The following is a 20,369-nucleotide window of genomic DNA, read 5'->3' as shown; positions in this document are numbered from 1 at the left end:
ACTCCTTACAGGGTTCGGGTTAGTCAGCCGGAATGAGTTCCGGTTCGAGTTCGGGGGCAACCGCGGTGGGACCATCGAGTTCCGCGAGATACTCCTCGAAATCACCGAGGCGCGGCCGGACGGCGCGGCCGAGTTCATAGCGACCAGCAAGCGCGTCAGTGGTCTTCAGGCCGTTGCCGGTGATGACGGATACCGTAAGTTCATCCGTTCCGATGCGTCCCTGTGCCAAAAGGCGCGCCGTTACGGCAGTGGTGACACCACCTGCGGTCTCCGTGAAGATGCCTTCTGTCTCCGCGAGTTCCTGGATGCCAGCGACGACTTCCACGTCGGACACGTCTTCGGCATACCCGCCTACTTCGCGGATCATGCGCGATGCGTAGGGTCCGTCGGCCGGATTGCCAATGGCAAGAGACCGCGCAATCGTGTTCGGCCGCTGCGGGGTGATCGTTTCAGTGTCTTGTTTCACCGCAGTAGAGATGGGTGAGCATCCCGTGGCTTGCGCGCCAAAAAAGCGGACCGGCTTGGCTTCAACCAGGCCCAGGTAAAGGAGCTCGTCGAAAGCCTTCTTGATCTTGCGAATCAACGAGCCGCCTGCCATGGGCACAACCACGTTGTCCGGTAGGCGCCAGCCAAGCTGTTCAGCAATCTCAAAGCCGACGGACTTCGAACCCTCCGCATAGTAGGGGCGCAGGTTCACGTTAACGAAGCCCCAGTTGTACTGATCCGCAATCAGCGAGCACAGGCGGTTCACATGGTCGTAGTTGCCGTCAATGCGAACAAGGCGAGCACCATACACCTGCGTATTCAGGATCTTCGCCGGCTCGAGGTCGGCCGGAACCAGGATGCACGCCTTCAGCCCCAACCGCGCCGCCTGCGCAGCCACCGAGTTGGCCAGGTTGCCGGTGGAAGAGCAGCCAACGACTTCGAAGCCGAAGTGACGAGCATTCGCGAGCGCGACAGCAACGACGCGATCCTTGAAGGAAAGCGTCGGGAAGCAGACCGCATCGTTCTTCACATACAGATTGTTGGAGCCAACGCGCTTTCCCAGGTTCTTAGCCTTCACCAGCGGCGTGAAACCGACCGGCAGGTCAGGCTCAAAACCCTCAGGAATAGGCAGCAGCGAGGTGTACCTCCACATGTTTGCGGGACCTGCTTCGATCGAGGCGCGCGTCACCTGTCCCTTGACTGCGTCCAGGTCGTACCGGACCTCGAGGGGCGTGAAGGACTCGTCACAAATCGAGAGGGGTTGATTCCCATAGCTCTTCCCTGACTCTTTGGAATAGAGCTCAAACGGAGCGCGACACGCAGGCTGCATGAAACCTCTTCCGAGTGGAAGAAGGTACAAGACGCGACGCCTCTCGGATGGACCAGCAAAGAGAAGTTTGCTGAAGGAAGCCTGATTAGACGGACAAACCGCTATGCCACAAACGTGCGTGGTGCTTGTTGCCGAATCTCATGTTCCCCGTCGCCTGCGATGGATTGCGAGGCACTCCAGGAGAGAGTTGACACCGGTACAAGGCTCGTCCGGTTGTCGTGGCGTCGCAGGGCTCGTCCCTCAGCCACTCTTCATGAAACTCAGACCCGCGCCGATCGCTACACCGTCGCAGGCTTGATTGCTATCGTTTGTATCACGCGATGTGCGCCGGTGCAAGGCGCAGGCGGTCGCGCGCCTACTCCACCATCTTCTTCACGCCGCTCACGAACCGCCGTGGGTCGAACTCCGTACGGAGGATCTCATCCGGGCAGTCGGTCATGACGGCGACGCGCCAGTTGCACACGAAGGCTACCAATTGCTCAGGGTTCGCTGTCTTGATTTCCGAGCAGAGGTGCTCGGCGTTCGGAACCTGCTGTTCCCCTTCAACGTCAATGAGAACCAGATCATAGTGACGGCTCCAGAACATCTCCATACCTTCTTTCCAATCCAGGGTGGAATCTACCTGGAAGCCGGAGAGACGCAAAATCTGATCGCGAAGGGGCCGCAAAGTTTCGCGCGTGCAGATGTGGAGAATGACTTTCTGTTCGGGGTCCTGTAGCAGCGTAGACATCGACCTTCTTTAATCGCAATCTGCAGGTTCAGGCAGCGCATCGAACGGCGGCCGGTGTCCTGTATGTTGTTGATGGCGCGCTTAGTGTACGGGTGAGGACGCCGGTTTGCAACCCGTGGTCTATGCAAGCCACCGGATCAGCAAACTGCTACTACGGCTCGACCCGTATCATCGAATAGAAGCGATGTCCGGCCGTGCCTCCATTCCGTCTCACCCGCTCCGTGATGTACTGCGGCAGCGCATTGCCATTTTGGATGGCGCCATGGGAACCACCATCCGGACATATGGGATGACGGAGGCAGACATGCGCGGAGAACGCTTCCGCAATGCCCCCAAAGACCTCCTGAATAACGGCGACCTGTTCAGTCTGACGCAGCCCGCGATGATCCTGGATATTCACCGTCGATTTCTGGAAGCTGGTGCCGACATCCTCGAGACGAACACCTTTGGCGCGACGAGCATCGCGCAAAGCGAGTTCTTCCGCGATGATCCGCGAGAACACGGCGGCCGCAAAGACCCGGAGTTCTACTCGAGCATCGTCGGCGATCCGGAACTGGAAGCCCTCGCGTGGGAGATCAACCAGACAAGCGCGCAGCAGTGCCGCACCTTGGCCGACCAGGTGGGCAGTGACACGGGGCGCCAACGCTTTGTGGCCGGGGCGATCGGTCCATTGACGGTGTCCCTGTCGAACTCTCCCGACCCGGACGATCCCGGCTTTCGGGTCATCACCTTCGACCAGGTAAAAGCGGCGTATGTGCAGCAGGTGCGAGCGCTGCTGGCGGGTGGAGTCGACCTGCTGCTGGTCGAGACGATCTTCGATTCATTGAATGCGAAAGCCGCGCTGGTGGCAATTCGGGAAGTTCTGGACGAGCGTGCGCCCAATCTACCGGAAGTCCCCGTGATGATCAGCGCCGCCGTTGGCCGAGGTGGAGAAACCATGATCAGCGCGCAGACGGTGGAAGCCTTCTGGACCGCGGTCGAGCATGTACGGCCCTTGAGCGTGGGGCTGAACTGCTCGTTAGGGCCAGATCTGATGTATCCATTTCTGGCCGACCTTGCGTCACGCGCTACGGTTGCCGTATCCGCGTACCCCAACGCCGGTCTACCGAATCCTCTGTCGCCCACCGGGTTCGACCTGGAGCCCGAGGACATGGCGCGATACCTGGGCGAGTTTGCGCAGGGAAGTTTGCTGAATATCGCGGGCGGCTGCTGTGGGAACACGCCGGAGCATATTTCCGCGATCGCCAAGCGGCTGGAGCACGCGGAGCCACGCGCGCTGGAAGCCGAAACGGCCGCCGCGTGAGCGTACCCACGATAAAGCCGCTGCGCCTTTCCGGGTCGCAGCCGTTTACACAGCAGCCCGGAACCTTTCTGATGATCGGCGAACGCACCAACGTCGCCGGTTCGCCCAAGTTCGCTCGCCTGATCGTCGAGGGCAAGTACGAAGACGCCGTCAGCATCGCGCGCCAGCAGGTAGAGAACGGCGCCAACGTGATCGACATCTGCATGGACGAAGGCATGATCGACGGCGTGGCCGCGATGACACGCTTTCTGCAGTTGCTGGCCAGCGAGCCCGAGGTCGCCAAGGTGCCCTTCATGGTTGACTCCTCGAAGTGGGAGGTCATCGAGGCCGGCTTGAAGTGCCTGCAGGGCAAAGGCATCGTGAACTCCATCTCGCTGAAGGAAGGCGAGGAGAAATTCCTGCAGAATGCGCGGACAGTTCGGCGCTACGGTGCAGCCGCGGTCGTCATGGCCTTCGACGAGGAAGGCCAAGCCGCGAGTTTCGAAGACAAGATCCGCATCTGCGAACGTGCGTACCGCCTGCTAGTGGACCGCGTTCAGTTCCCGCCGGAAGACATCATCTTCGATCCCAACATCCTGACCGTCGCCACGGGCATGGAAGAGCACAACAATTACGCTCTCGACTTCATCAACGCGACGCGCTGGATCAAGCAGAACCTGCCTCATGCCAAGGTCTCTGGCGGTGTGTCGAACATCTCGTTCAGCTTTCGCGGCAACAACAAGGTTCGCGAAGCGATGCATTCGGCGTTCCTCTTTCACGCGATCGCGGCCGGCATGGACATGGGCATCGTCAATGCCGGCATGCTCGAGGTGTACGAAGAGATCGATCCCGAGCTGAAGGTGCTTGTCGAAGATGTTCTGCTGAACCGCCGACCGGACGCGACAGAGCGGCTGGTCGACTTCGGTGAGCAGTTGAAGGCCGCCGGCAGCGGCAACGCCAAAGTGATCGAACAGCGCGTAGAAGAGTGGCGCAACGGCACCGTGGAGGAGAGGTTGTCTCACGCGCTGGTCAAGGGCATCGACACATACATCGACCAGGACACCGAAGAGGCGCGCGCAAAGCTCGGTCGTCCGCTGCTGGTGATCGAGGGTCCGCTCATGGCGGGCATGAGCGTGGTGGGCGACCTGTTCGGCGCGGGCAAGATGTTCCTACCGCAGGTGGTCAAGTCCGCGCGCGTGATGAAGAAAGCGGTCGCCTACTTGACGCCGTACATGGAAGCGGAGAAAGCCGAGTTGGCCGCGCGCGGAGAGGTCGTGCGCACCCAAGGCAAGATCGTTCTCGCCACCGTGAAGGGCGACGTCCACGACATCGGCAAGAACATCGTCGGCGTGGTGCTGGCCTGCAACAACTACGAAGTGATCGACATGGGCGTGATGGTGCCCGCAGAGAAGATCCTGGAGCGCGCTAAAGCAGAGAACGCCGACATCATCGGTCTGAGCGGCCTGATCACGCCATCGCTGGACGAGATGGTTCACGTCGCGCGCGAGATGCAGCGACTGAAGTTCTCCATTCCCCTGCTCATCGGCGGCGCAACGACGAGCCGCGCACACACCGCCATTAAGATCGCGCCATACTACGCCGAGCCCGTGGTTCACGTTACCGATGCCAGCCGCGCCGTGCCCGTAACAACGAGTCTGTTGAGCGAGGACAACCGCGCGCAGTTCATCGCGACGCACCAGGCAGAATACGAGGCGCTGCGCAAAGCACACCTTGCGCCGAAACAGGCGCTGACTCCGATCGTGGAAGCGCGTGCACGCCGCACGCCAATAAAGTGGCGCCAAGAGGACGTCGCAACCCCGGAGTTCTTCGGTGTTCGCGTGATCCACGACTTTCCCCTGAGCACCCTGCGCAAGTTCATCGACTGGTCGCCGTTCTTTCACACCTGGGGTCTGCGTGGCTTGTATCCGCGCATCCTCGATGACGAGCGCCAGGGAACGGAAGCACGGAAGCTGTACGACGACGCGCAGAGAATGCTGGATCAGATCATCGAAAACAACTCGTTGACGGCGCGCGGTGTATACGGCTTTTTCCCGGCCAGCGCGGTCGGCGACGACGTTGAGCTGTATTGCGATGAGACGCGATCGTGTGTTCGCTCGCGGTTCCACTTTCTGCGGCAGCAGGCGAATCGGGAGGGCAAAGAGCCGTGCCGCTCGCTGGTCGACTTCATCGCTCCCAAGGACACGGGCCTGCACGACAGTATCGGCGCATTTGCCGTGACGAGCGGTCTCGGGCTGAAGGAGCTCACCGACCGCTTCAAACTCGAGCACGACGACTACTCCGCCATCCTCGCGGAGGCGATTGCCGATCGACTTGCTGAGGCGTTCGCGGAAGCGCTGCACAAACAGGTGCGCGATGAGTGGGGCTATGGGCGCACGGAGAACCTGACCAACGAGCAGATGATTCGGGAGGAGTATCGCGGCATCCGCCCCGCGCCCGGCTACCCGGCTTGCCCAGATCACACTGAGAAGGGCACCATCTGGCACCTGCTGGACGTGCAGCAGAATACTGGCATGGAGATCACGGAGTCCTTCGCGATGTGGCCGGGATCCAGCGTGAGCGGCATCTATTTCGCGCACCCGGAGTCGCGCTTCTTCTCGTTGGGCAAGATCGGTCGTGACCAGGTGCAGGATTACGCCGAGCGTAAAGCTATGTCGCTGGCTGAGGCCGAGCGCTGGCTCGGCCCCAACCTGGGCTACGATCCGGACGAGACGAACTAAACGGCAGCGGTGTCTGCGTGCACCTCAAGCTCGATTCCCCTTCCAGCGAGCATGGGCCCGATCTGAGGATCGCCGCCGCGCCAAGCCCGGTACAGCTCCGCCGGATCCGCGCTGTTGCCGCGCGACAGAACCATGCGCCGCAGCCGGTCGCCATTCTCGCGAGTCAGGCCACCGTACTCCTCAAACCAGGCATACGCGTCGGCGTCCAGCATCTCTGCCCACAGGTAGGCGTAGTAACCCGCCGAGTAGCCACCACCGAAGATGTGGGAGAAATACGTGGAGGAGTAGCGCGGAGGCACAGCGTCGAAATCCACCTGCTTCGTCACCAGCGCCTTGCGCTCGAACTCGTCAGGATCCTGCACTGGCGCCTCGGCAGACAGCGTGTGCCACTGCAGATCGAGTTCGGCTGCAGCCAGGACTTCGGCAAGCGCGTGGCCGCCGTTGAAGTGCTTCGCCTTGCGCAGCTTCGCTTCCAGCTCGGCCGGCATCGGCTCGCCCGTCGCATGGTGACGCGCAAAATTCGCAAACACCGTCGGGTAACTAGCCCAGTGCTCATTGAACTGTGATGGGAACTCGACAAAGTCCCGCGCGACAGACGTGCCGGAGAGCGAGGCATACGTCACGTCAGACAACAGGCCGTGCAGAGCGTGGCCGAACTCATGGAAGAGCGTGTCCACTTCGTCGGAGGTGAGCAGGCAGGGCTGACCTTCCGCTGGCTTCGTGTAATTGCACGTATTGGTGATGATTGGCCGCTGGCCAAGCAGCCGCGACTGGTCCACAAGCGTGCTCATCCACGCGCCACCACGCTTGGAATCGCGCTTGTAGAAATCGGTGTAGAGCAGCGCGAGTTCGGAACCGTCCGCGTCGAAGACGGTGTAGGTTCTCACGTCAGGGTGGTACACGGGAAGATCGGTGCGAGGTTCGAAACGGAGACCGTAGAGCTCGGAAGCAGCAAAGAGAACTCCACGCTCGAAGACATTGTTGAGCTCGAAGTAAGGCTTCAGCTCGTCTTCGTTCAAGTCGTACTTGGCCTTGCGTACCTGTTCCGCATAGAAAGCCCAGTCATAGGGCGCCAACTCATGCTCCGCGCCCTGCTCTGCTATGTACTCGCGTAGCCCCTGCGCTTCGCGAGTAACGCCTGTGCGCGCAGCAGGTACCAGGCGGTCCAGGAAGGCGATGGCGTTCGCGGGAGTCTGGGCCATCTGGTTGGCAAGCTTCCACGTTGCGTAATTCGGATGGCCCAGCAAGGCAGCGCGCTCGGCCCGCAGTTGCGCCAATCGTGCGATGCCGTTGCGAGTATCGTTCGCATCGCCCTGCATGTTCCGCGTAAGCGACTTCTCCCAAAGCTTGCGACGGGTTTCCCGCACTGCCAGCGCTTCCAACAGCGGCTGCTGAGTCGTGTTTTGCAGGACCAGCAGGTAGCCGTCCAGGCCGCGCGACGCCGCAGCAGCAGCGGCGGCCTCTATCTGCGCCCCGGAAAGCCCCTCCAGTTCGGATACTTCGATGACATGCAGCGCCGCTTCGCGAGCCGCGGTGAGCACCTTGGTGACGAATGCGGCCTGCAGCGTTGCCGTCTCTGCATTCAGCGCTTTCAGACGCTCTTTTTGCTCGTCGTCCAGCAGAGCTCCGGCCCGCAGAAAATGCTGGTGCGTTTCTTCCAGCAGCCGCAGCGACTCGGAGTCGAGCTGCAGGGCATGCCGTTGTTCATAAACGGAGTGAACACGCGCAAACAGGGCTGCGTCCAGGTAGATCGCGTCGCTGTGCGCGGAGAGCTGTGGCGCAACCTCCTGCTGAATCTGCTGTAGCCGATCGTTGGTATGCGCGCCAGCGACACAGAAGAACGCCGACGCGACGCGGCTGAGGGCCGCGCCCGTACGCTCCAGTGCTGCCAGCGTGTTCTCGAAAGTTGCGGGCTCTGGGGCGTTCGCGATCGCCTCCACCTCGGCGCGCTGTTCCGCCATGGCGGCGGTGAAAGCCTCCGGATAGTGCTCGTCCTGAATGCGATCGAAGTGCGGTGCACCGAAGGGAAGGGTGCTTGGCTGCAGCAGAGGGTTTTCAGCGATCGACATCAGTTCTCCTTGCAAGTAGAAAGGCGCGCTGCCTGAATGGCACCGCGCCTGGGTTGTCTCTGTGCGATCGAGCTACGAGAGCACCTCAACCTTGTCGGCCTTACTGCCGCCCACCAGAGGGCTGGGCGAGCCCGGCACCAGCAGGTCTTCCTTGCGCATGACCAGGGTGGTCGCGTTCAGGCTAGCCAGTTCAAATCCATGGCCGTGCGTGATGGCGTCCGTCGGGCAAGCTTCGACGCAGTAGCCGCAGAAAATGCAGCGGTTGTAGTCGATGTTATAGACCTTGGCGTAGCGCTCGGCCGAGCTGATGCGCTGCTCCTCGGTGTTCTCAGCCGCTTCGATGTAGATGCAGTTGGACGGGCAGGCCGCGGCGCAGAGGAAGCAGGCCACGCACTTTTCTAGGCCGTTTTCGTCACGCTGCAACTGGTGCTTTCCGCGAAAGCGATCCTGGAAGATCGCACCGCGCATGGGACCCGGGCCATCCGGGTAGTTCTCCACCTCGGCCGGCTGCAGCATTTCCTTGAAGGTGATGCTCATGCCTTTGGCAATGCCGGCGGCATTCTTGAGGATCGACATAGGTTGAGTATACGCCGGGGCCGACGTAGGCTTTTCAGCATGAAAAGACTTCTGTTCGCCCTGTCGGCTGCCCTGCTTCCCGCTGTTTGCGTGACTTTATTGCCGGCGCAAATGGCCCATGAGGGCATGAAGCACGAGGCCGGCGTGCCCTCGAAGACGCTGGCGCTGACCGGGCTGGACGGTTCAACCCGGACGCTTTCCGCGGACGACCTGAAGGCGTTGCCGCACGTTTCCGTGGCCGTCACCAACGGACACACCCATCAGCAGGAGACATACAGCGGCGTGCCCGTGAAGGACCTGCTGGCATTGGTCGCCAGCAAGCCCGGCGCAGGACCGCACGTGTCACCTCGGACGACCGTCGTGATTGCGGGTGCGACCGACCACTTTCAGGTGGTACTGACGATGTGCGACACCGATCCGGGTTGCCGCAGCGGACAAGCGATCGTTGCGGACGCGGAAGATGGGAAACCGCTCACGGCGGATGGAGCCTTCAAGCTGATTTTGACCGAAGACAAGATGCCGGGCCGTTGGACGCGCAACCTGGACTCGTTGACGGAGAAGAACGTCGGCGCGATGTAGCTGCGCCGACCTCGACTTCGCTAAAACCCGAGCGACTGGCAGAGCTTGTCGACCCGGGCTTTCACGTCGCCGGGCATCTCGAGCATCTGAGGCCACGGACGGTTGAAGCCCTCGGCAGGCCACTTCCTCGTTGCATCCACGCCCATCTTGCTGCCAAAGTTTGGCAGGCGCGACGCATGGTCGAGCGAGTCCACAGGTCCTAGCGTGAACTGAATGTCCCGCTCCGGGTCGATGTTGTTGAAGGTGCGCAGCGCCACTTCGCCCACGTCCTGCACGTCGCAGTCCTCGTCGACCACGACGATGCACTTGGTGAACATCGCCTGGCCGAGTGCCCAGATGCCGTTCATCACCTTGCGCGCGTGGCCGGCGTAGCTCTTGCGGATGCTGACAATCATCAGGTTGTGCGCCACACCTTCCGGCGGCAGGTTCACGTCGACGATCTCCGGCAGTGTGAGCCGCATGAGCGGCAGAAAGATGCGCTCCACCGCCTTCGCAAGATAGGCATCTTCCATGGGCGGCTTGCCGACGATGGTGGCAGCGTAGATCGGGTTCTTGCGATGCGTGATCGCCGTCAGGTGAAAAACGGGATACTCTTCGGGCATGGTGTAGAAGCCGGTGTGGTCGCCAAAGGGCCCTTCCACCCGCAGTTCGCCAATGTCCACGTAGCCCTCCAGGATGTACTCGGCATGCGCGGGTACCTCCAGGTCGACGGTCTCGGCTTTCACCAGTTCCACAGGCGAGCGGCGAAGGAACCCGGAGATTAGGAACTCCTCAATCTCTGGCGGAGCTGGCACGATCGCGGAGAAGGTGGTGGCGGGATCGGTGCCGATGGCGACCGCGACGTGCATACGCTCGCCGCGGATCTTCTGCAGCGCAGTAGCGGGCAGGCCGTTCACCGTGGTTGCTACGGCGGTACCGCCAGCGGTCTCCGCCATCAGGCTTACGCGGTCGGCTCCGTTGGCCACCGCGGCGCGCATGCGCTCACGCAGGTGGTCCGCCGCATTTTTCTGCCGCTGCCAATGCATGCCTGTTGTGCGCTCGTCATAGACCTGCATGCGGTACATGCCCACGTTGCGCTTGCCGGATTTACTGTCGCGCGTCATCACCAAGGGCAGCGTGATGAAACGGCCACCATCGCCAGGCCACGTCTGCAGAATGGGCAGCTTGGTCAGGTCTACGTCCGCGCCCTTACGGATCACCTCTTTGCAGGGCGCGTCGTTGCGGTTGATCACCTTGGGGAAAACCTTGCCCAAGTCGGCCAGCATGGGAAGCATCTTCAGTTTGTCCACCAGGCTGGAAGGCATTTGCGGTTGTAGCAGAGACTCGATCCGCGTGGCGATCTCGTCCAGCGAGTCCACCTGCATGGCCAGCTGCATGCGCCGCATGCTTCCAAACTGATTCATCAGAACGCGAGCGCCCGGATGGCCTTTCACGTTCTCGAAGAGCAGAGCCGGTCCGCCTGCCTGCGGCGTGCCTTTGCCAGACTTCGCAGCACGATCGGCAATCTCCGCCATCTCCAGGACGGGGTCGACCTCGGCGCGTACTCTCTTCAGCTCGCCCGCCTTGTCCAGCGCCTTGATCCACTCTCGCAAATCCCGATATGCCACGGTTCCCTGCTCCCTGCGGCGTCGGTGAACGCCACCTCTTCATGGTAGCGGCCGAGGCTTGACGCAGGGCTCCATGCGACGTCGGCGAGTGGACCGATTCCGGTGTTGCGAAATGAAAAGGCGCCGCGTTTGCGGCGCCTCATGTTTGGTGCGGAATGGTTGAAGCTGAGTTAAGCGACGCGCTTGAGCGAGCCGTGGTCGCCATCCTGCTTGAGTTCACGCACCATTGCGATGATTTGCTGAATGCGCTCTACAGGTTGCGCGGTCGACTTCTCTGCCGAGGCCTCGACCGGCTGCGGTCCTACGCCGCTCAGCCCACGCACTTCGATCTCCAGCTCGGAGATCGCAGACTGCAGAGCGTCGACCTGCGGATCCTGCTGTGACACCGCCTCGCGAGCCGCAGCAGAGCGGTGCATCCACTCTTCCAGGTCGCTGGTGCGGGCAAGAACAACATTGCTGGGAGCGCCGGGCGGACGGCGGATCGGAAGATCCAGCGTCTTCTCCCATCGCTGTACAGTTCGCACACCTTTACCGAAGAAGTGCGCGATTTCTTTCCAGGAACTTAGCATCTTATTCACGATGTCCTCCAAAAGACGAATGCGGCAACACAGGGTTTCCAGGTGCGCCGACAAGCGCGACTGAGAGGAACGGCCGGCAAGTTTGGGGGTAACGAGCCATACTTATTGAGACGGCATGATGCGTCACAAAGTTTGCCGCCCTGCCCAAAGCCGTCGCGGAAACGTCGCTACACTCCCGGTGCATGTCTTTGTCAGAGGATTTTTTCACTCTCCCGCAAAACAGGTGGCTCATGAGCCGGTACCGCCCTGTTCTGTGTAGATTTTGTACAGAAGGTTTGAGTAAGTGGTCCTCCGCGTACGGAGAAGAACTTACCTTAATCAGGTCCGCCACGAGAGTCGGAGCGGGCCAGCGTACCTTCGTCTCGACCGTTCGCGAAGCTCGCGGACCGTCCTACGCTATACCGCCAGCCGAAGCGGTTGTCCGGCCTGCACCTCGGTCCGGTGTGCATGTACGCCGGCAGGCAGCACTCGCTGCGAGCGTTCGCCAGCGATTCGGAGCTCCCGTGGCAGCATCCGGTTGGCTTCGGGATCCCGTGCAACCACAACCCAGGCCTCGCGAACGTTACGGACGCAGGAGATCACTTCCTGCATCTGCGCGGCGGAGTTTGCCCTCGAAGCTTCCAGCGTCATCGTAAACATGGCCGCGTAGAAGTCGTTCAGGGCGACGGCCGGTGCTCCGCAATCCATGCGCAGGCGGGCCTGCAGGTACATGAGGATGTCGAGAGCGCGCTTGACTGCGTACCGCCGGTCGATCACGTCGTCCTCTTCGACCGCCTTTGCGGCGCGATACAGAAAGCGGAGCCAACCGTCGTACAGGCTCACAATCAGATCGACTCCCGTGGCTCCTGCCAAGGCTTGTTCCTGATAGCGCATAAATCTCCTTGCTGGTTGCAATCTCTGGGTCGACTTACCGTTAGTGGCTCGAACCGCTCTGGTAGCCGCTGATGCTGTAGAACATCTGGTCGACCTCATTCAGTTGCTGCGGGATCGCCTGCAGCACTTGGTTGGCCGTGTTCAGTTCGGTCGTCAGGTTCGCGCTGTAGGCGGTCAGCCGCGCCTCAAGCGTTGTCTTGTTGTCGGCCAGGGTGGCTTCGGCGCTGCTGTTATTGGCCAGCGCCATAGAGATGGTGCCGGTTGTCGACGAGCCGATGCTGTTCAGCGCCGCGCTGAATGTCTGGCCAAATCCGCCTACCACCATGAAGCTGTCAGCCACGCCGCTGAAGTTGCTGGCTAGCGCCGCTCCGAGCACGCCGGTGTCGAGCGAGAGCGTGCCGTCGACGCCCAGTGACAAGCCGAGCGAAGTCAAGGAGAGCCCGGCGTTGGTTCCACTGGGCTGCGTAGCAAACGCAGAGCTCAATGTCGATTGGATCTGCGAGACGACCGTGCTGCCGTACAACGGTTCCGCGTTCCCGCTGGAATCTTTGCCCTCTTGCGCGGTCAACGACTTGCTCAGTGTGTTGTACGCCGAAATGAATGTCTGCAGGGCAGATTCGATGCCGGACTCGTCCGGTGCCACCTGAACCGTGACGTTACTGGAGAGCCCCGTCAGTTGGAAGGACACACCTGGCAGCGCACCCGTCACGGTGTTGCTGCTGCTGGTCAGGTTCACTCCGTCCAGCTTGTACTTCGCGTCGATGCCGGTCTGCGCCACGCTGAAGCTGACGGCGTTGCCCCCAGCATCCTGCATGCTGGATGTGACGGTCAGGTCACCCGCGGCTCCACTTTGTTTGCTGGTCAACGAGAGGTATTGCCCGCTGCTGTCCGAAAGCACGGCCGCTTGCACACCCGCTCCACTGCTGTTGATCTGCGCCGCTACGTCGCCCAGCGAAGATCCGGGCGCGATGGAGATAGTGGTCGCTGCGCTTGCGCCCGAAGTATGCAGCGAGAGTGACCCCGAAAGCCTGGCCGACGTCGCTATTTGGCTGGAGTACTGCTGCGCTGTGGTCGCTAGTTGGGCCACCGCAAGGGTGTGAGTACCGCTCTGCGCCGTAGAGCCGACCGAGGTCAGCGCGACCGCGGACAGGTCAGAGCTGGCGCCCTGCATCTTCGAAAACACACCGTCAAAGCTAGTCAGCGAAGAGAGCGCGGTGCTGAGGGCCGAGGCGTTCGACCCCAGTGCGGTCAGGGCGGTGTCCTGCGCCTGCAGAGCAGTCGTCTGATTCGCCCAGGCCGTTTCCGGCGTGCGTTCCAGCGCCATGATGCTGCTGACGGTAGACGCCACGTCGAAGCCCGCGCCGCTGGTTGCTGATCCAAAGTTGATGCCGACTGATCCCACCAGGCTCTCCTCTCCTGCCCTGCACTCTGCACGTACGCTGCCACCGATCCGCGGCGCCGTAAGAACCTTCTAAGCAACGGCACGCCGACACGGACGAGAAAGGCCGACCACGGTGTTCCCGCGCCGGCCCGCTTCTCCTCAGAACTATTGCAGCAGCTTGAGTACCTCCTGCTGAACCGAGTTGGCCTGCGCCAGAGCACTGATGCCTGTCTGCGAGAGCACCTGGTATTTCGACAGGTCTGAAGCGGCCTGGCCATAGTCCGTGGCGGTGATGTTGTTCTCTGCGCTGGTCAGGTTCGTCTGCTCGGCCGAGGTAACCGACTGCGCAGAGGAGAGCTGGTTGATGTTGGCGCCGATCGAACCGCGCTGGTAGGCGACGTCCGCGATGGCCGTGGTCAGATTGGTCAGCACGGTCTTCGCGTGGTCGGAGGTGTCGAGCGCGATCGCCGACAGATCCTGACCTGATCCGGCGGGGCCGGCAGGCACAGTTTCCGCAAAGGTATTGCCAGAGCTAGCCGCAACCAGGGCATTGGAGGCAACCGAACCCGAACCGGTGGGAGTTGCACCGGTCAGCGTCAGCGTGCTGCCGGAGAGCGATGCCGTAATGCCCGCGGTGGCGAAAGCGCCGCCGCTGGCGTTCAGCGCCGCAACCAGGTTCGCTCCGGTGGTTCCCGCTGCGATGTTCATGCTGACGTTGTTGCCGCCGTAGGAGACAGTCAAAGCGCCGCCGAACGTATCGGTCGCGTGAGTCGAGTTCAGGGCGATGGTCACGGTACCTGCGGTTCCCGTGCTGCTGGCGTACGCCGCAGCCGTGCCGTTGGTGACTGTTGGCGAGGTGGTGGCTGCCGCCGTCCCCGCAGTCGTACCCACACTGGCCGTGGTCAGCGTACCGATCGTATCGGTGTACGTGGTGGAACCGCTCGAGGTGCCGTCCGATACGAAGAAGTTTCGGGCCGTGTTGGAGAACACTGAGGTGTTGTTGAAGTTGGTCGTGCTGCCAATGTTGTTCACCTGCGTCAGGATGTCCTGATACTCCTGGTTCGCAGACGAGAGCTGGGACGTGCTAAGCGTCCCGTTACCGGCTTCGGTGGCCAGCGTAACGGCGCGGTTTAGCAGGGTGGTTACCTGGGACAAGGCGCCGTCTGCAGTCTGCAGCAAGCCGATGGCATCGCTGGCGTTGCGCGAGGACTGTGCCAGCGCCGTGGAGTTTGCGGCAAGACCGTCCGCAACGGCGAGGCCAGCGGCGTCGTCCGCGCCGGAGTTGATGCGCGATCCCGAAGACAACTGCTGCAGCGTCTTGGAGAGGCTGGACTGCGTGCTGTTTAGATTGTTCTGCGCGTAAATCGCGGAGATGTTGTTGAGTACACCCAATGACATTGTGTTCTGCTCCTGAGTTGGTTACGGCGAGATGTGTGTTCTGCGCCGATACCGTTGGCGCTCACAGCACTTATCGGAGCGCCGGCGGCAAACATGAGTTACAGCGCGACTTTGTCGAGGCGGGCACTCGGCATCACGCTCTGCTCGGACGTGCCGATAGAGATCACGAGGTCAACAACTATGGTCGAAATGACCCGGCTCAACGGCCACGCTCTCTTAGTGAATGCCGATTTGATCAAACACGTAGAAGCCATACCAGACACCACACTGACGTTGATTACTGGCGAAAAGCTGGTGGTGCTGGAAACGTGTGGCGAGGTGCTGGCACGCACCCTCGCCTGGCGAGCCTCGCTGCTGCGTGGAGCCTGGCCCACAGCCGATTCGGCTCTGCTGGCCCACACGGCATTCCAAGCCGCGGCAGCGCAGGACTAACTCACTCTTCTACGCAGGAGCGCAACGAAATATATGGATATCGCAAGCATCGGCGGCATTGTTCTGGCGCTGGTCGCCATTCTGGGCGCCATGATGATGGAAGGCGGGAACCTGGGTCAGGTGACTCAGTTGACCGCAGCCATGATCGTGGTCGGCGGCACGGCAGGAGCAGTGCTGGTGCAGTTCCCACTGAACGTCTTTCTCGCCGCGCTCAAAGGTGTGATGGGCGTGTTTCTGCACAAGGGCACCGACAGCGAGAAGCTCGTCACACAGTTGGTGGAGTTCGCGAACAAGGCTCGCAAGAGCGGCATCGTCTCGCTGGATGGTGATCTGGGCAAGGTCGACGATCCGTTTCTGAAGAAGGGCCTGATGCTTGCGGTGGACGGCACCGAGCCCGCCGAAGTGCGCAAGATCATGCAGCACGAGATCGACAACAAGAGCGAGATTGAAGAGAAGATTCCGCAGGTGTTCGAGTCCGCTGGCGGCTTTGCTCCGACGGTCGGCATCATCGGTGCGGTGCTGGGGTTGATCCAGGTCATGCAGCACCTGGACAACATCGACGAAGTTGGCAAGGGCATCGCCGTGGCCTTTGTCGCCACGATCTACGGGGTAGCCCTGTCCAACCTGTTTTGCCTGCCTGCCGCTGGCAAGCTGAAGATCCGCCACAAAGAAGAGTTGATGGTGAAAGAGATGATGCTGGAGGGGGTTGTCGGCATCCTGGAAGGGCTGAACCCGCGCATGATCGAGACGAAGCTGCGCACCTTCCTGGCGCACGGCGCCGCGGAAGCAAAGGCCTAGTCGCATGGCAAAGAAGAAGCACGCGGAACACGTAAACCACGAACGATGGCTGGTCAGCTACGCCGATCTGCTCACACTGCTGTTCGCCTTTTTCGTCGTTCTCTTCGCGTCCAGCGTCAGCGACAAGAAGAAAACAGCGGCGATGGCTGCCGCAATGCAGAGCGCGTTCAGCGACAACGGTGCTTTTGACGCACACGCCAAGACTCCGCCCCTGGAGCCCGGGGCAGGTAATAGCCAGGGAGCGCCGGCGCCGCTAATGATGCCTTTGCCAAATGCGCCCGACAGCGGCGTTGGTGGAGCGCACGCTTCTCCGAAGGCGGTGGAAGCCGCGGTGCAGAAGGCCGTTGCCGGAGATGCTCTGCAGGGTTCCGCGTCCGTGCGCTCCGATGGCAGCGGAACCACGGTTTCACTGAGCGATGCGGGCCTGTTTGCGTCGGGCTCGGCCGACCTGAGTCCCGCGGCGAAACTTCTGTTGCGCAAGATCGCTGCAACACTGCCCGATCGCGAGCTGCGGGTGGAGGGACACACGGACGATCAGCCCATCCACTCAGAACGGTTCCGATCCAACTTTGAGCTGTCCACGGCGCGCGCAGCGGCGGTCGCGGAAGCCTTGATGCAGGCGAGCCGAATCGCGCCCTCCCGCTTCACCCTTGCCGGCTATGGTGAGTTCCACCCGGCCGCCTCGAACTCCACAGTCGAAGGGCGTGCGAAGAATCGGCGTGTGGACATCGTCGTAACGGGAGACGTTGGAACGCCGCGATCGGCCAGCGCTGATGCTCGCGGGCCACACACCACGATGGTGCCGGTAGCCGCCGCGCCTTCGCCGCACGCCGCAACCGGCAGCACACTTGCCGAGCAACTGGCGCCCGCAGCCGACCGCGCAGCGGCCCGGTGACAGGCCACCCCCGCTAAGTCTTCTAAGCGGTCTGCAGATCGTCCCGGTGCTTCAGGTGAGACCAGACGAACCAAACCACTGCCACCAGCACCAGCACGATCACGGCCGCATCCGCCTTGTGCAGCACATGCTTCAGTTTGGAGTTCGGATCGTTCCAGCTTGCGCCCGCCTTCATGCCCATGTAGGCAAGCGCAAAGCACCACGGCCACGAACCAATCAACGTGTACAGGTGAAACCGAAGCTGCGGCATGCGCGCGATGCCCGCAGGCAGCGCGATAAAGGTGCGGACGACGGGAAGCAGGCGACCGATCAGAACGGTGATTCCGCCGTACTTCTGGAAATAGTGGTCCACGCGATCCAGGTCGCGGCGGCTCATCAGAACGTATCGCCCATACCTTTCGACCAGCGGGCGACCTCCGTAGGCTCCGATCCAGTACGCAACCACCGAGCCCAGGTTGCAACCGATGGCGCCCGCCGTCGCTGCCGCCAAAAGGTTCATCTTGCCCTGCCACACCACGTACCCGGCGAACGGCATGATGATCTCGCTGGGCAGCGGGATGCAGGCCGACTCGATCGCCATGAGAAGGGCGACGCCTGGATAGCCGATCGCGACGATAATGCCCGTGATGTAGGGCAAAAGAAAGGTAATGATCTTTTCAGTCATGTGGAGGTCTTCTGAAGTATAGCGATCCGCATGGGTTGGCGCGGTGGCGCAGGGGAACGCTTGCTGCCGTTGTGCCGGGCTCGTATCCTTGAGGAATGGCAGAAACCGCGACCCATCCCGCCGCCGAGGCTCCCGCAGCAACCTCCTCTGCGCACACCATCACCCCGCAGCAGGCGCCTGCAACGGGATACGGCGCACGGCCGCAGCATGGGGGCGGCGCGCCCGTAAAGCGCCAGATCGTAGCATTCTCGTTCTACAAGATCATGCCGGAATGGAAGCGCCTGCCTGAGCACGTGAAGGCCGAGCACAAAGCCGCGTTCGCGGGCGTTCTGCAACGGTGGAACCGGCCGGGCGAGTTCCTTTCGCTCACTTACTCCACCATCGGCACCCGTGGTGACGCCGACTTCTGCGTATGGTCCATCTGCTATTCCGTTGCCGAGATGAACACGATGCGCGCGGAGCTACTTGCAACTCCGCTGGGCGGCTATCTCACCATTCCGCATCACTTTCTCTCCATGACCAAGCGGTCGCAGTACCAGATCGATCGCGAAGATGAGAGCGAAGGCGAAGGCCGAGGAGCCATCCGTCCCGGCGGACACAAGTACATCTTCATCTACCCGTTTTGGAAGACGCGTCCGTGGTACCTGCTGTCGCTTGAAGAACGCCGCCGCCTCATGGATGAGCACATCCGCATCGGCCTGGCTTACCCGCGCGTAAAGCTGAATACGACCTATAGCTTCGGCATCGACGACCAGGAATTCGTTGTCGCGTTTGAGACGAACTTCCCAGAAGACTTCGTCGACCTGGTCCAGCAGTTGCGCGAAACAGAGATCAGCATGTATACGCTCAAGGACTATCCGATCTTCTCCTGCGTGCGGATGACAGCGCTGCAGATGCTGGATCAGCTCGGCTAATGGTCGCGAAGAAAGCGGTTCCTGCGAGGCGATCGGCAACCAAGACGGCTGCCGTTGCAAAGGGTGTGCGTGCCCGGCAGATTGCAGCGACCGAACCGGTAGCGCCAAAGCGGCGGCCCGGCAAGACAAAGAAGCCGTTGGCGCCAGAGCGGGTCGCCGCCATTGTCGACGCGTTGCAGAAGACCTACCCCGATGCGGTGTGTGCGCTCAACCACACGAACGCATGGGAGCTGACGGTGGCGACCATCCTGAGCGCGCAGTGTACTGACGCGCGCGTCAACATGGTCACCCCTGCCCTGTTCCATGCCTACCCCACACCCCAGGCCATGGCGCACGCCCAGCCCGAGGCGATTCAGGAGATCATCAAGTCTCTTAGTTTCTTCCGCCAGAAGTCGAAGTCGCTGGTGGGCGCTGCCAAGGTCGTGGTCAATGAGTTCGGCGGCGAGGTGCCGCAGACCATGGACGAGATGCTGCGCATACCCGGCGCGGCGCGCAAGACCAGCAACGTGGTGCTGGGGTCGTGGTACGGCATCGCGAGCGGCGTGGTGGTCGACACGCATGTGCTGCGTCTGTCACGCCGGCTTGAGCTGACTGTCAACGACGACCCAGTCAAGGTCGAGCGCGACCTGATGGCGATCCTGCCGCAGGACAAGTGGATCGACTTCTCCCATCAACTGATCCATCACGGCCGACAGATCTGCGAGGCCCGCAAGCCCAAGTGCGCAGACTGCTCTCTCGAAACGAGCTGTAACTCCGCCGACAAAACCTGGAGTTCACACTAGGTTCGGCTCAGGTGTTTCGCCAGCAAACTCGCCAGCACCTCGACGTCCGCAACCGGCGCCTCGACCTGTGGCTCGTACCCACACGCCCGCAGCGTTTGCGAGGTGATGGGCCCGATGCTGGCGAGCACGATGTTGCGCGGAAGTGTCAGTCCAGCGGCATCGCACAATTCCAGCAGGTTGCGCACACTAGACGAGCTGGTGAAGGTGGCCGCATCGAGCCGAGGGAGTTCGCGGCGGAGCGCATCGGCCGACTCCACCGGAACGACAGTCCGGTACGCCGGCACCACCAGCACCTCAGCGCCAGCCGAGCGGAGTTCGCGCGGAAGAACATCGCGTGCCGACTCAGCCTGCACCAGCAGCACCTGCTGATGACGCACATGCGGCTTCAGCTCCGCCGCGAACGTTTCACTCACGGCTGTAGAAGGCTGCAGGCTCACGCGCAGACCGGCCTGCTGTAAAGCGCGTGAGGTCGCCGCGCCAATGCTGCCGATGCGGCGTGGCACATCGTCGATGCCGAGCTCGTCACATTCGCGCGCAAACACCTCTACCGCATTGGCGGAGGTGAAGAGCAGCCAGTCGAACTCGTCCAGGCGCTCCAGCGCGCTGTGCAGCGCACCGTACTCGTCCGTAGGTTGCTCCAAAGCAATTGCTGGAATGGCGACAACGGTGAGCCCACGGGCAGCGAGTGCGTCCCCCAGTGAGGAGGCCTGGTGCGCCGCCCGTGTCACCAAGACGCGCTTTCCCGGAGCTGGCACCGG

Annotated in this window: 19 protein-coding genes and 1 riboswitch; of the genes, 8 read left to right on the top strand and 11 right to left on the bottom strand. The window is 61.8% G+C overall.

What is annotated here, in order from left to right; genetic code table 11:
- Nucleotides 1–19 precede the first annotated feature (19 nt).
- Both thrC and OHL12_RS01260 read right to left on the bottom strand, forming a co-directional pair.
- The gene (gene thrC / locus OHL12_RS01265; protein ID WP_263412028.1) at nucleotides 20–1,315 is read right to left on the bottom strand and encodes a threonine synthase; all 1,296 of its coding nucleotides are present in this window, start codon (nucleotides 1,313–1,315) and stop codon (nucleotides 20–22) included.
- Between the two features lie 135 nt (nucleotides 1,316–1,450).
- A riboswitch (SAM riboswitch) is annotated at nucleotides 1,451–1,575 on the bottom strand.
- Nucleotides 1,576–1,670: 95 nt separating this feature from the next.
- Entirely contained in the window at nucleotides 1,671–2,045 is a 375-nt protein-coding gene (locus OHL12_RS01260; protein WP_263412027.1) for a hypothetical protein, read from the bottom strand.
- A 184-nt stretch (nucleotides 2,046–2,229) separates the two neighbouring features.
- Between OHL12_RS01260 and OHL12_RS01255 the strand changes: the two genes are divergently transcribed.
- The gene (locus OHL12_RS01255; protein ID WP_263412026.1) at nucleotides 2,230–3,348 is read left to right on the top strand and encodes a homocysteine S-methyltransferase family protein; all 1,119 of its coding nucleotides are present in this window, start codon (nucleotides 2,230–2,232) and stop codon (nucleotides 3,346–3,348) included.
- Nucleotides 3,345–6,065 carry a methionine synthase gene (gene metH / locus OHL12_RS01250; protein ID WP_263412025.1) on the top strand — a complete coding sequence of 907 codons (2,721 nt, stop codon included), beginning with the start codon at nucleotides 3,345–3,347 and terminating at the stop codon, nucleotides 6,063–6,065. The genes OHL12_RS01255 and metH overlap by 4 nt, the downstream gene beginning before the upstream one ends.
- Here metH and OHL12_RS01245 read toward each other — a convergent pair.
- Both OHL12_RS01245 and nuoI read right to left on the bottom strand, forming a co-directional pair.
- Nucleotides 6,062–8,134, bottom strand: coding sequence for a M3 family metallopeptidase (locus OHL12_RS01245; protein WP_263412024.1), 2,073 nt, complete (start codon nucleotides 8,132–8,134; stop codon nucleotides 6,062–6,064). The genes metH and OHL12_RS01245 overlap by 4 nt on opposite strands.
- Nucleotides 8,135–8,206: 72 nt before the next feature.
- Nucleotides 8,207–8,710: an NADH-quinone oxidoreductase subunit NuoI gene (gene nuoI, locus OHL12_RS01240; protein WP_263412023.1), complete on the bottom strand. Its 504-nt coding sequence runs from the start codon at nucleotides 8,708–8,710 to the stop codon at nucleotides 8,207–8,209.
- A 39-nt stretch (nucleotides 8,711–8,749) separates the two neighbouring features.
- Between nuoI and OHL12_RS01235 the strand changes: the two genes are divergently transcribed.
- A complete protein-coding gene (locus OHL12_RS01235; RefSeq protein WP_263412022.1) occupies nucleotides 8,750–9,289 on the top strand; it encodes a molybdopterin-binding protein in 540 nt (179 codons plus the stop codon).
- 20 nt (nucleotides 9,290–9,309) lie between these two features.
- On the opposite strand, the gene OHL12_RS01230 is transcribed toward OHL12_RS01235, so the two are convergent.
- From OHL12_RS01230 to OHL12_RS01210, 5 genes are all read right to left on the bottom strand, one after another.
- A complete protein-coding gene (locus OHL12_RS01230; protein WP_263412021.1) occupies nucleotides 9,310–10,896 on the bottom strand; it encodes a UbiD family decarboxylase in 1,587 nt (528 codons plus the stop codon).
- Between the two features lie 170 nt (nucleotides 10,897–11,066).
- Nucleotides 11,067–11,474 carry a hypothetical protein gene (locus OHL12_RS01225; protein ID WP_263412020.1) on the bottom strand — a complete coding sequence of 136 codons (408 nt, stop codon included), beginning with the start codon at nucleotides 11,472–11,474 and terminating at the stop codon, nucleotides 11,067–11,069.
- A gap of 396 nt (nucleotides 11,475–11,870) precedes the next feature.
- Nucleotides 11,871–12,347, bottom strand: a complete 477-nt coding sequence (fliS, locus tag OHL12_RS01220; RefSeq protein WP_263412019.1) for a flagellar export chaperone FliS — start codon at nucleotides 12,345–12,347, stop codon at nucleotides 11,871–11,873.
- A gap of 40 nt (nucleotides 12,348–12,387) precedes the next feature.
- On the bottom strand, nucleotides 12,388–13,749 hold the full coding sequence (gene fliD, locus OHL12_RS01215; RefSeq protein WP_263412018.1) for a flagellar filament capping protein FliD: 1,362 nt from the start codon (nucleotides 13,747–13,749) through the stop codon (nucleotides 12,388–12,390).
- A 144-nt stretch (nucleotides 13,750–13,893) separates the two neighbouring features.
- Nucleotides 13,894–15,126, bottom strand: a complete 1,233-nt coding sequence (locus OHL12_RS01210) for a flagellin N-terminal helical domain-containing protein (RefSeq protein ID WP_263412017.1) — start codon at nucleotides 15,124–15,126, stop codon at nucleotides 13,894–13,896.
- 180 nt (nucleotides 15,127–15,306) lie between these two features.
- On the opposite strand from OHL12_RS01210, the gene OHL12_RS01205 reads away from it, so the two are divergent.
- From OHL12_RS01205 to OHL12_RS01195, 3 genes are read left to right on the top strand one after another with little or no spacing between them, the layout of a single operon-like run.
- The gene (locus OHL12_RS01205; protein WP_263412016.1) at nucleotides 15,307–15,558 is read left to right on the top strand and encodes a flagellar FlbD family protein; all 252 of its coding nucleotides are present in this window, start codon (nucleotides 15,307–15,309) and stop codon (nucleotides 15,556–15,558) included.
- A 33-nt stretch (nucleotides 15,559–15,591) separates the two neighbouring features.
- On the top strand, nucleotides 15,592–16,356 hold the full coding sequence (locus tag OHL12_RS01200; RefSeq protein ID WP_263412015.1) for a flagellar motor protein: 765 nt from the start codon (nucleotides 15,592–15,594) through the stop codon (nucleotides 16,354–16,356).
- A gap of 4 nt (nucleotides 16,357–16,360) precedes the next feature.
- Complete coding sequence (locus OHL12_RS01195) at nucleotides 16,361–17,251, top strand: flagellar motor protein MotB (RefSeq protein WP_263412014.1); 891 nt, start codon at nucleotides 16,361–16,363, stop codon at nucleotides 17,249–17,251.
- A gap of 22 nt (nucleotides 17,252–17,273) precedes the next feature.
- Here OHL12_RS01195 and OHL12_RS01190 read toward each other — a convergent pair whose 3' ends face one another.
- Nucleotides 17,274–17,915: a DedA family protein gene (locus tag OHL12_RS01190; RefSeq protein WP_263412013.1), complete on the bottom strand. Its 642-nt coding sequence runs from the start codon at nucleotides 17,913–17,915 to the stop codon at nucleotides 17,274–17,276.
- 95 nt (nucleotides 17,916–18,010) lie between these two features.
- Between OHL12_RS01190 and OHL12_RS01185 the strand changes: the two genes are divergently transcribed.
- Both OHL12_RS01185 and nth read left to right on the top strand, forming a co-directional pair.
- Complete coding sequence (locus tag OHL12_RS01185; RefSeq protein WP_263412012.1) at nucleotides 18,011–18,829, top strand: chlorite dismutase family protein; 819 nt, start codon at nucleotides 18,011–18,013, stop codon at nucleotides 18,827–18,829.
- Nucleotides 18,829–19,611 (top strand): endonuclease III, encoded by a 783-nt coding sequence (gene nth, locus OHL12_RS01180; RefSeq protein WP_263412011.1) that lies wholly within the window; start codon nucleotides 18,829–18,831, stop codon nucleotides 19,609–19,611. Before OHL12_RS01185 ends, nth begins: the two co-directional genes overlap by 1 nt.
- Here nth and OHL12_RS01175 read toward each other — a convergent pair.
- Nucleotides 19,608–20,339 carry a uroporphyrinogen-III synthase gene (locus OHL12_RS01175; RefSeq protein WP_263415044.1) on the bottom strand — a complete coding sequence of 244 codons (732 nt, stop codon included), beginning with the start codon at nucleotides 20,337–20,339 and terminating at the stop codon, nucleotides 19,608–19,610. The two genes, nth and OHL12_RS01175, sit on opposite strands and share 4 nt — an antisense overlap.
- Nucleotides 20,340–20,369: the final 30 nt, after the last annotated feature.

The organism is Terriglobus aquaticus (genome assembly GCF_025685415.1).
Lineage (GTDB): Bacteria > Acidobacteriota > Terriglobia > Terriglobales > Acidobacteriaceae > Terriglobus > Terriglobus aquaticus.
This window is presented reverse-complemented; position numbering and strand designations above follow the sequence as displayed.

Bases quoted from the DNA above. Each gene is read 5' to 3' on its own strand.
- thrC (WP_263412028.1), bottom strand. From the start codon at position 1,315: ATGCAGCCTGCGTGTCGCGCTCCGTTTGAGCTCTATTCCAAAGAGTCA.
- OHL12_RS01260 (WP_263412027.1), bottom strand. From the start codon at position 2,045: ATGTCTACGCTGCTACAGGACCCCGAACAGAAAGTCATTCTCCACATC.
- OHL12_RS01255 (WP_263412026.1), top strand. From the start codon at position 2,230: ATGTCCGGCCGTGCCTCCATTCCGTCTCACCCGCTCCGTGATGTACTG.
- OHL12_RS01245 (WP_263412024.1), bottom strand. From the start codon at position 8,134: ATGTCGATCGCTGAAAACCCTCTGCTGCAGCCAAGCACCCTTCCCTTC.
- nuoI (WP_263412023.1), bottom strand. From the start codon at position 8,710: ATGTCGATCCTCAAGAATGCCGCCGGCATTGCCAAAGGCATGAGCATC.
- OHL12_RS01235 (WP_263412022.1), top strand. From the start codon at position 8,750: ATGAAAAGACTTCTGTTCGCCCTGTCGGCTGCCCTGCTTCCCGCTGTT.
- fliS (WP_263412019.1), bottom strand. From the start codon at position 12,347: ATGCGCTATCAGGAACAAGCCTTGGCAGGAGCCACGGGAGTCGATCTG.
- OHL12_RS01210 (WP_263412017.1), bottom strand. From the start codon at position 15,126: ATGTCATTGGGTGTACTCAACAACATCTCCGCGATTTACGCGCAGAAC.
- OHL12_RS01205 (WP_263412016.1), top strand. From the start codon at position 15,307: ATGGTCGAAATGACCCGGCTCAACGGCCACGCTCTCTTAGTGAATGCC.
- OHL12_RS01200 (WP_263412015.1), top strand. From the start codon at position 15,592: ATGGATATCGCAAGCATCGGCGGCATTGTTCTGGCGCTGGTCGCCATT.
- OHL12_RS01195 (WP_263412014.1), top strand. From the start codon at position 16,361: ATGGCAAAGAAGAAGCACGCGGAACACGTAAACCACGAACGATGGCTG.
- OHL12_RS01190 (WP_263412013.1), bottom strand. From the start codon at position 17,915: ATGACTGAAAAGATCATTACCTTTCTTTTGCCCTACATCACGGGCATT.
- OHL12_RS01185 (WP_263412012.1), top strand. From the start codon at position 18,011: ATGGCAGAAACCGCGACCCATCCCGCCGCCGAGGCTCCCGCAGCAACC.
- nth (WP_263412011.1), top strand. From the start codon at position 18,829: ATGGTCGCGAAGAAAGCGGTTCCTGCGAGGCGATCGGCAACCAAGACG.